Source organism: Shigella sp. SIG6, assembly GCF_053555815.1.
On record NZ_JBQZXC010000284.1, the window covers coordinates 1 to 771 of the forward strand.

The following is a 771-nucleotide window of genomic DNA, read 5'->3' on the forward strand; positions in this document are numbered from 1 at the left end:
ACTCTCGTCTGGGGAATATCTCCCCGGCAGCCTTCAGGATAAAATATTATCAGATGACTGCTTAGAAAAAGAACAAATGGTGGTGTCCGCTATTGCCAGTACACCTCAAGCTTCTTACCATATTTGAAATAAAGCTCAATAGCGCGAATTTTTTGTTCTTCAGTAAACATGTTTCATCTTCTGAGAGTCCAGGAAATCGTCCGCATCCCCATTACCGTCTTATATCACTGGCGCTGACATGTGCTCATTGATGAAGTGAATCTGAATGACATGTTTTGCCATATCAACGCCAACCGGTGTATATTTCATTTGTGGAGTCTCCAGTCTGAGGACGCTTTATGCATCCCGTATTGGGCAGTATGATGCCGGAAAGCTGCGAGGCTCCACACCTGCCAGTTTCACCCTTTTAACCATCATACTACTCCGTGTTTAATTGTGTGGGATGCGTTCATTACATTTTAACAGTGTCACCCCGTCGGCCACGAAAGATAAACAGGTGACCAGAAAAGGGATCTTCATCCAGCACATGCTATATCTTGAACGTAACAACCTGACCCTCCGCAACCGCATCAAGCGGCTGGCACGTAAAACAATCTGCTTCTCGCGTTCCGTGGAAATCCACGAAAAGTCATCGGCTCCTTCATTGAAAAACACATATTCTACTGATTGGAAGCGCCACCCGAAAAAGTATCGTTTTTTTACAGTAAACTTCATTTAGCCGACTATAATGTAAAAAAATAAATTTTTTACCAAAATATAACATAAGGAAGT

General features: G+C 42.8%; 2 pseudogenes. One reads left to right on the top strand and one right to left on the bottom strand.

The window, feature by feature from the left end:
* Positions 1–107: 107 nt before the first annotated feature.
* Positions 108–170: pseudogene (locus ACUU1M_RS20390) on the bottom strand (transposase); the annotation flags it as partial.
* Positions 171–484: 314 nt separating this feature from the next.
* On the opposite strand from ACUU1M_RS20390, the pseudogene ACUU1M_RS20395 reads away from it, so the two are divergent.
* Positions 485–666 (top strand): annotated as a pseudogene (locus ACUU1M_RS20395) (IS1 family transposase); the annotation flags it as partial.
* Positions 667–771 lie beyond the last annotated feature (105 nt).